Origin of the sequence: Streptomyces sp. NPDC048516, assembly GCF_043199875.1 — a bacterium.
Lineage (GTDB): Bacteria > Actinomycetota > Actinomycetes > Streptomycetales > Streptomycetaceae > Streptomyces.
Window position 1 is genome coordinate 1 of the sequence record NZ_JBICWS010000048.1, and the last position, 8,447, is coordinate 8,447.

Annotated in this window: 8 protein-coding genes; 4 read left to right on the plus strand and 4 right to left on the minus strand. The window is 71.0% G+C overall.

What is annotated here, in order from left to right:
- Both ACGFR7_RS37310 and coxB read right to left on the minus strand, forming a co-directional pair.
- The coding region (locus ACGFR7_RS37310) for a cbb3-type cytochrome c oxidase subunit I (protein ID WP_393328490.1) at positions 1 to 321 on the minus strand (321 nt) is incomplete at its 3' end.
- Positions 318 to 1,280 carry a cytochrome c oxidase subunit II gene (coxB, locus tag ACGFR7_RS37315; RefSeq protein WP_393328492.1) on the minus strand — a complete coding sequence of 321 codons (963 nt, stop codon included), beginning with the start codon at positions 1,278 to 1,280 and terminating at the stop codon, positions 318 to 320. The genes ACGFR7_RS37310 and coxB, both read right to left, overlap by 4 nt.
- 396 nt (positions 1,281 to 1,676) lie before the next feature.
- On the opposite strand from coxB, the gene ACGFR7_RS37320 reads away from it, so the two are divergent.
- Complete coding sequence (locus ACGFR7_RS37320; protein WP_393328495.1) at positions 1,677 to 3,137, plus strand: cysteine desulfurase/sulfurtransferase TusA family protein; 1,461 nt, start codon at positions 1,677 to 1,679, stop codon at positions 3,135 to 3,137.
- Positions 3,138 to 3,143: 6 nt separating this feature from the next.
- Here the strand turns inward: ACGFR7_RS37320 and ACGFR7_RS37325 are convergent, their stop codons facing one another.
- A complete protein-coding gene (locus ACGFR7_RS37325) occupies positions 3,144 to 4,118 on the minus strand; it encodes a carbohydrate kinase family protein (protein ID WP_393328497.1) in 975 nt (324 codons plus the stop codon).
- A 159-nt stretch (positions 4,119 to 4,277) separates the two neighbouring features.
- Here ACGFR7_RS37325 and ACGFR7_RS37330 point away from each other — a divergent pair, with 159 nt between their 5' ends.
- On the plus strand, positions 4,278 to 4,505 hold the full coding sequence (locus ACGFR7_RS37330; RefSeq protein WP_393328499.1) for a hypothetical protein: 228 nt from the start codon (positions 4,278 to 4,280) through the stop codon (positions 4,503 to 4,505).
- Between the two features lie 104 nt (positions 4,506 to 4,609).
- On the plus strand, positions 4,610 to 6,136 hold the full coding sequence (locus ACGFR7_RS37335; protein ID WP_393328501.1) for a hypothetical protein: 1,527 nt from the start codon (positions 4,610 to 4,612) through the stop codon (positions 6,134 to 6,136).
- A gap of 182 nt (positions 6,137 to 6,318) precedes the next feature.
- On the opposite strand, the gene ACGFR7_RS37340 is transcribed toward ACGFR7_RS37335, so the two are convergent.
- Positions 6,319 to 6,672, minus strand: a complete 354-nt coding sequence (locus ACGFR7_RS37340; RefSeq protein WP_168478728.1) for an iron-sulfur cluster assembly accessory protein — start codon at positions 6,670 to 6,672, stop codon at positions 6,319 to 6,321.
- 359 nt (positions 6,673 to 7,031) lie between these two features.
- Between ACGFR7_RS37340 and nadA the strand changes: the two genes are divergently transcribed.
- Entirely contained in the window at positions 7,032 to 8,231 is a 1,200-nt protein-coding gene (nadA, locus tag ACGFR7_RS37345; protein WP_393328503.1) for a quinolinate synthase NadA, read from the plus strand.
- Positions 8,232 to 8,447: the final 216 nt, after the last annotated feature.

The window sequence follows — 8,447 nt, forward strand, 5'->3', positions numbered from 1 at the left end:
CCAGTTCGCGAATCCGGCGAACAGCGGCGTCGCGAACATCAGCAGCATGATCGTGCCGTGCATCGTGAACGCCTGGTTGAACTGCTCGTTCGACATGATCTGCGTGCCGGGACGGGCGAGCTCGGCGCGCATCAGCAGCGCCATCAGTCCGCCGACGCAGAAGAACGCGAACGACGTGACCAGGTACATCGTGCCGATGGTCTTGTGGTCGGTGGTCGTCAGCCACTTCACCGCAGCGATGCCGGGTTGCTTCTTGCGTACGGGCGGTGCTGCCGGAGCCGTATCGGCGGCGGCACCCTGAGGTTCGTTGAGGATGCTCACTGGTTCTTGGTCTCCGCATTCCTGGCGTGATCCGTCTGCTTGATGCCCGACGGCAGGTATCCGGTCTGGCCCTTCTTCGCCAGGTCCTTCAGGTGCTCCCGGTACCGCTCGGGGGAGACGACCTTGACGTTGAAGAGCATCCGGGAGTGGTCGACACCGCACAGCTCAGCGCACTTGCCCCTGAAGGTGCCCTCCCTGTTGGGAGTCACCTCGAAGACATTGGTGTGGCCCGGGATGACGTCCTGCTTCATCAGGAAGGGCACCACCCAGAACGAGTGGATGACGTCACGCGAGGTCAGCACGAACTGGACGGTCTCGCCCTTCGGCAGCCACAGGGTCGGACCCGGGTTGCCGGTCTGCGGGTTGCGCTCGCCCGGGGTGCCCGTGTCGTAGACGCCGTCGGCACCGGCCGGAGCGCCCTTCTTCCACTTGTCCGGGATCGCGGACAGTGCGCTGGAGTTGATGGCCGAGGTCGACTTCTTGCCGTCCACGTTCTCCAGATAGTTGAACGCCCAGCTCCACTGGAAGCCCACCACGTTGACGACGTGGTCCGGCTTCTTGGAAGTCTTGAGGATTGCGCTCTCATCGCGCGCGGTGAAGTAGAACAGCACCGCGATGATGATGAACGGGACGATCGTGTACAACGCCTCGATCGGCATGTTGTACCGCGTCTGCGCGGGGACCTCCACCTTGGACCTGCTGCGGCGGTGGAAGATCACGCTCCAGATGATCAGGCCCCAGACCAGCACGCCCGTTGCGAGGGCGGCGGCCCAGGAGCCCTGCCAAAGAGAGAGGATCCGCGGCGCCTCGTCGGTGACGGGCGTTGGCATGCCGAGGCGGGGAAAGTCCTTATATGTGCAACCAGTAGCGGTCGCCAGGACCAGGCCCGCAGCAAGCACCTGCGGCAGCTTCCGCCGCATCGGGCGCCGCGACGAGCGGTCGGAGCCGTTGGGACTCACGTAGCGCCTTCCCGAGAGTCTCGCCCGCGCGGTCGGCTGCGGCCTTACTCGCTGGTCGGTCGCCGCCCTGCGTCGGGCAGGGGTTTGGATGTTTATGCGGGCCAAACCTTACTGGACGCTATTTGGGGTCGCGCGGGGAGGGTGCCCAACGCGCCGCGACGCACCCCTAAGGGGTGGCCGGGGCCTCCCGGAGGCACCCGCCGAACCCCCGAATACCGGCCGAATACCCGCTTCCACCAGGCATCTGACGCCGTGCCCGGCCGGGCTCCCGCACCGCGGCCGGGGGCGCTCCCCGGGGCACTCCCACCCGCCGGCCACGCCCGGGAGGTGCGCGCGACCGCACGGGCGGGACCGGGGCCGCCCCCGGCCGCGGGCCGGAGGACTAACGTCTCGTATGTGCCCTATTTCGACGCGGCGTCGGCCGCCCCCTTGCATCCGGTCGCCCGCGAGGCCCTGCTCGCCTCGCTCGACGAGGGCTGGGCCGACCCGGCCCGTCTCTACCGGGAGGGGCGGCGCGCCCGGCTGCTGCTGGACGCCGCGCGGGAGGCCGCGGCCGAGGCCGTGGGCTGCCGCCCCGACGAATTGGTTTTCACCCCTTCGGGGACGCAGGCGGTGCATACGGGAGTTTCCGGCGCGCTGGCGGCCCGCCGGCGGGCCGGTCGCCGGCTGCTGTACTCCGCCGTGGAGCACTCCTCCGTCCTGCACGCCGCCGAGGCCCATGAGGCGGCCGGGGGCAGCCGCGCGGAGCTGTCCGTGGACCGTACGGGCCGGGTGGCGGCCGGCGAGGTGGCCGCCGCGCTCGGCCCGGACACCGCGCTGGTCTGTCTCCAGTCCGCCAACCACGAGGTGGGAACCGAACAGCCGGTCGAGGAGGTGGCCGCGCTCTGCCGGGAGGCGGCCGTCCCCCTCCTGGTGGACGCCGCGCAGTCGCTGCCGTGGGGGCCGGTGCCCGGCGCCTGGTCGCTGCTGACGGCGAGCGCCCATAAATGGGGCGGCCCGCCGGGCGTGGGGCTGCTCGCCGTCCGCAAGGGGACCCGGTTCGCGCCCCAGGGGCCGCGGGACGAGCGGGAGTCCGGCCGCAGCCCGGGGTTCGGGAACATCCCCGCCGTCGTGGCCGCCGCGGCGTCCCTGCGTGCGCTGCGCGCGGGGCCGGAGACCGGGGACGAAGCGGCGCGGCTGCGGCGGCTGGTGGACCGGATCCGGACACGGGTGCCGGAGCTGGTCCCGGACGTGGAGGTGGTCGGCGATCCGGTGCGCCGCCTCCCTCATCTGGTCACCTTCTCCTGTCTCTATGTCGACGGAGAGGCGCTGCTGCACGAGCTCGACCGGGCGGGCTTCTCGGTGTCGTCGGGATCGTCGTGCACGTCCAGCACCCTGACGCCGAGCCATGTGCTGCGGGCGATGGGTGTGCTGTCCGAGGGGAATGTGCGGGTCTCGCTGCCCTACGGCACGGACGGGGCGGACGTGGAGCGCTTCTTGGAGGTGCTGCCGCGGGTGGTGCACTCGGTGCGGGAGCGGCTGGGCGTCCCCGCGGCGGGGGCCGGGGAGACGGCGGGGGCCGGGGAAGCCGCCGGGGCCGCCGGGCCCGGGGAAGCCGCCGAGCCTGCTGAAGCCACCGGGTCGGCCGGGTCCGCCGGACTGGTCGTCGACGCGCTGGGCAAGCGCTGCCCGGTCCCGGTCATCGAGCTGGCGAAGGTGATCGGCGAGGTGCCGGTCGGCGGGACGGTGATGGTGCTCTCCGACGACGAGGCCGCCCGTCAGGACATCCCCGCCTGGTGCACCATGCGCGACCAGGAGTACGTGGGCGAGCGGGCGGCCGAGCGCGGCGCCGCGTACGTCGTGCGGCGCCGCGCCTAGGCGTTCTCAGACGAGGTGCTGCTGGACCTCGGCCGCGGCCTCGTGGCCGTAGGCCTTGGTGAAGCGGTCCATGAAATGGCTGCGGTGCAGCTCGTACTCCTGGGTGCCGACGGTCTCGATGACCAGGGTCGCCAGCATGCAGCCGACCTGAGCGGCGCGCTCCAGACCGACGCCCCAGGCCAGACCGGACAGGAAGCCGGCGCGGAAGGCGTCGCCGACGCCGGTGGGGTCGGCCTTGGCGTTCTCCTCCGGGACGCCGACCTCGAGGGCCGGCTCACCGGCCCGCTCGATGCGGACGCCGTTGGCGCCGAGGGTGGTGACGCGGGTGCCGACCTTGGCGAGGATCTCCTCGTCGGTCCAGCCGGTCTTGGACTCGATCAGGCCCTTCTCGTACTCGTTGGAGAAGAGGTAGGCCGCGTCCGCCAGGAGGGTGCGGATGGCGTCGCCGTCCATCCGGGCGATCTGCTGGGAGAAGTCGGCGCCGAAGGGGATACCGCGGCTGCGGCACTCCTCGGTGTGCCGGATCATCGCCTCGGGGTCGTCCGCGCCGATCACGACGAGGTCCAGGCCGCCGACCCGCTCGGCCACGTGCTGCAGCTCGATCAGCCGGGCCTCGCTCATCGCGCCGGTGTAGAAGGAGCCGATCTGGTTGTGGTCGGCGTCGGTGGTGCACACGAAGCGCGCGGTGTGCAGCACCTCGGAGATGCGGACGGAGCGGGTGTCGACGCCGTGGCGGTCGAGCCAGGCGCGGTACTCCTCGAAGTCGTTGCCGGCGGCACCGACCAGGATCGGCTCGGTGCCGAGCTGGCCCATACCGAAGCAGATGTTGGCGGCGACGCCGCCGCGGCGGACATCGAGCTGGTCGACCAGGAACGAGAGGGAGACCGTATGCAGCTGGTCGGCGACCAACTGATCGGCGAAGCGGCCGGGGAAGGTCATCAGGTGGTCGGTGGCGATGGAGCCGGTGACTGCAATACGCACGACGGGTCTGCTCCTGCGGAAGGCGTAGGGGCGGGCTGACGTGTAGCCACGCTACCCGCCGGGGTCGCGCGCCACCCGGTCATCCCGGACACTTGGAATGGCTGAAACTACCCAATAGTAGGTCTTTCTCCTCGGTATAAGGCTGCGTACGGTGCCCCTATGGCCAAACCTGTGAAAGCCGTCACACCGCGTGAGGGCGTCTCGCCCACCGCGCAGGACCCCGAATCGCTCGACGAGCTGCGCGGCGACTGCGCACGGATGGCGGACCGGTGGACGTCCGGGCGGCGGTCCGCACCCGCGCCGGGGCGCGCCGCCGATCTCCACGGCGTCGAGGTCCCCTCCAGTTCGGCCGCACTTGTGGACGGAATGTCCCAGTACGGCGACTGACCGGCCGCCCGGCCGGAACCGTATCCACCCCCGCTCCGTCCCATCGGCGTCACCTCACGGAGGATGGCACGTCAGATGTTCAGCGGAGCCGAAGGAGCGATGCGGTGAACACCGAGGACACCACCGACACCCCGAACCCCAAGGAGCGCAGGCGGCGCACCCCCGTGGTGGTCGCCTCGATGGCCGCGGCGGTACTTCTCGCCGGGGGCGGCGCGGCGTACTGGGTCTCGTCCGCGTCCAGCAACGAAGGCGCGGGTTCAGCGGCCAAGGGCGACCCGCCACCGCTGGCGCTCGACGGCTACACCGGCGGCGGTTCGATCGCGGCCGGCGAGCCCAACCCCCAGGGCGCGAAGTACCGGGCGGTGGCGAAGCTGCCCGGCGGCCCGGCGTCCGCGCCGGTGTACCGCCCCAAGGGCGAGATCAGCCGCGAGTCCGTGGAACGACTGGCGAAGGCGCTGGATGTGTCCGGAAAGGTCCGCTCGGAGGGCACCTCCTGGAAGGTCGGCGGGCTGACGCGGGACGCCCGTAGCCCCGTCCTGGAAGTGAAGAAGTCCGGCTCGGGCGCCTGGACGTACTCGCAGTACGGCACGCCGGGCGGCACGAACTGTGCCCTGCCCTCCTCCCCCAAGGGCGGCAAGGGCCAGGACCAGGCCGACGGCGCGGCGCCGTCGGGCCGGCCCGGCTGCCCCTCGTACCGCGGCGGCGGGGACGTCACGACCGAGGACGACAGCAGCGGCAAGGGCGCGGTGTCGCCGGAGAAGGCCAAGAAGGCCGTGCGGCCGGCGCTGAAGGCGCTCGGCCAGGAGAACGCCAGGCTGGACGCGGGCGGGCTGTCCGGCGCGGTGCGGATCGTCAGCGCGAATCCGGTGCTCGGCGGGCTGCCGACGTACGGCTGGCAGAGCGATCTGCAGGTCGGCTCGGACGGCCAGGTGGTCGGCGGCAGCGGCCAGTTGGCGAACCCGGCCAAGGGCGCGGACTATCCGGTGCTGGACGCCGCCAAGACGCTGGACCGGCTGAATACGGGCGAGGGCCGCACGCCGGCCGGCTGCCCCTCGACGCCCGGTGACAAGGGCGGCAAGGACGCCAAGGGGGGCAAGGACGGCGGGATAGCGCCGTGCGAGCCGGCGCCCACGAAGGCGCAGCAGCCGTCGGAGGTGACCGGCGCCGTCTTCGGCCTCTCGGTGCAGTACGTGGACGGCGGGCAGGCGCTGGTGCCGTCGTGGCTGTACAAGGTGCGCCAGCCGGGCGCCGGCAGCGGTCCGGACGCCACCACGACGATCGCGCACCCGGCGGTGAACCCGAAGTACCTGGCCCACCGGGGCGGCGGGTCGCCGAGCGCGGCGAAGCCGTCCGGCAAGCCCGGGGCGATGGCCCTGGAGTCGTACGCCGTGGGCGACGGCGGCAAGAAGCTGACGGTGCACTTCTGGGGCGGGGTGTGCAGCACCTACTCGGTGAGCGCCGAGGAATCCGGTTCGGCGGTGAAGACCAAGGTCGTCGGCAAGGACAAGAAGCCGGGCCAGGTCTGCGTGAAGATCGCCAAGGAGTTCACCAAGACCGTGACGCTGCAGAAGCCGCTGGACGGCCGGAAGGTGGTCGATGTGTCGACCGGTGAGTCCGTGCCCAAGCGGTGACCGGACGCGGTGCGGGCACCGCGGCGGCACCGGCCGCCGCGGCCGGGCACACGGAGGCGGGAAAACGAAAGGCGGCGCTCCCCCACTCGGGGGGCGCCGCCTTTCGACGAGCTGCCGTGCTCCTCGGCCGAGCCCGTACTCCTTGGCCGGAGTCCGCGCTCTTCAGCCGGAGCCCGCGCTCCTCAGCTGAAGGAGTCGCCGCAGGCGCAGGAACCGCTGGCGTTCGGGTTGTCGATCGTGAAGCCCTGCTTCTCGATGGTGTCGACGAAGTCGATGGAGGCACCGCCCAGGTAGGGGGCGCTCATCCGGTCGGTGACGACCTTGACGCCGTCGAAGTCCTTGACGACATCGCCGTCGAGCGAACGCTCGTCGAAGAAGAGCTGGTAGCGCAGACCGGAGCAGCCGCCGGGCTGAACGGCCACCCGCAGCGCGAGGTCCTCCCGGCCTTCCTGCTCCAGCAGGCTCTTGACCTTCGACGCGGCCGCGTCGGACAGGATGATGCCGTCGCTGACGGTGGTCTCGTCCTGAACGCTCATCTACATCTCTCCCGGGTTGTACGGACCGCTTGTCATCGGATGCAACCAGCTGCAACCGGCGACGTCCCGGATTAATTCCGGCTGGGCGCGAATTGCCGAGAAGCTGCCTTCCGGACACCGTCCGGGCGAGCCTCTCGCCTTGTTCTCTCCTCATGCTCGCACATCGGCCGCCGGGAACACGTGGCCGACCGCACACGGCGCAGGCCGAGGGCACTGATGCGTCACATCGACACAATGGCCATCGTCAAAGTGACGTGAAGCGGCTATGATAGATAGCGTCATATAGACGAAAAGGCTCCCGGTGGACCCACCGGCTCCCACGGATGCGGCTGCGCCGCGCTCATCGAAGAAAAGAGAGGGTGCGTGTTGTGACCACCGCCCAGCCCCTGGACGTCCAGCCGACCCCGCTGGCCCTGCTCCTCCTCGGCCGTGAGGCCGACCCGAAGAGCGAGCGCGGTGTGGAGTGCCCCGGCGATCTGCCGGCCCCGTCGGACCCCGACCTCGTCGAGCGCGCCCGCGCGGCCAAGGCGAAGCTCGGGGAGAAGGTCTTCGTCCTCGGGCACCACTACCAGCGCGACGAGGTCATCGAGTTCGCCGATGTGACCGGCGACTCCTTCAAGCTCGCGCGGGACGCCGCCGCCCGGCCGGACGCCGAGTACATCGTCTTCTGCGGTGTGCACTTCATGGCGGAGTCCGCGGACATCCTCACCGGCGACGACCAGCAGGTCATCCTCCCCGACCTCGCCGCCGGCTGCTCGATGGCCGATATGGCCACCGCCGAGCAGGTCGCCGAGTGCTGGGACGTGCTCACCGAGGCCGGCGTCGCCGAGCAGGTCGTCCCCGTCTCGTACATGAACTCCTCGGCCGACATCAAGGCCTTCACCGGCAAGCACGGTGGCACGATCTGTACGTCCTCCAACGCCAAGCGGGCGCTGGACTGGGCGTTCGAGCAGGGCGAGCCCGGTGCGACGAAGGTGCTGTTCCTGCCCGACCAGCACCTCGGCCGCAACACCGCCGTCCGCGACATGGGCCTGTCCCTGGACGACTGCGTGGTCTACAACCCGCACAAGCCGAACGGCGGCCTGACCACCGAGGAGCTGCGGGCCGCGAAGATGATCCTTTGGCGCGGCCACTGCTCGGTGCACGGCCGCTTCTCGCTGGAGTCCGTGAACGACGTACGCGCGCGCATCCCGGGCGTCAATGTCCTCGTCCACCCCGAGTGCAAGCACGAGGTCGTGGCGGCGGCGGATTACGTCGGCTCGACGGAGTACATCATCAAGGCGCTGGAGGCCGCCCCGCGCGGCTCGAAGTGGGCGATCGGCACCGAGCTGAACCTGGTCCGCCGGCTGGCCAACCGCTTCGCCGCGGAGGACAAGGAGATCGTCTTCCTCGACAAGACGGTCTGCTTCTGCTCGACGATGAACCGCATCGACCTCCCGCATCTGGTGTGGACACTGGAATCCCTCGCCGCGGGCAAGGTCGTCAACCGCATCCAGGTCGACGACGAGACCGAGAGCTTCGCGAAGCTGGCGCTGGAGCGGATGCTGGCGTTGCCGTAGCGGTTGTGGCGGCGGCGCGTTTTCGGCTTTCCCGCCGTGGGGGTTGACCGCCGTTTTGCGCCCGCTTCGCGGTGCGCCCGCCGTTGCGCCTGCGGCGGGCCGGGTCCGCTGCGCGGGGCTGTGGGTGCGGTGGCGGGGCGGGGGGGGGGGGGGGGGGGGGGGGGGGGGGGGTGGGTTCCCAACACCCCCCCCCCCCCCCCCCCCCCCCCCCCCCGG

Coding starts and splice junctions, on each gene's coding strand:
- ACGFR7_RS37330 (WP_393328499.1), top strand. CDS start 4,278: ATGGCCAAACCTGTGAAAGCCGTCACACCGCGTGAGGGCGTCTCGCCC.
- ACGFR7_RS37340 (WP_168478728.1), bottom strand. CDS start 6,672: ATGAGCGTTCAGGACGAGACCACCGTCAGCGACGGCATCATCCTGTCC.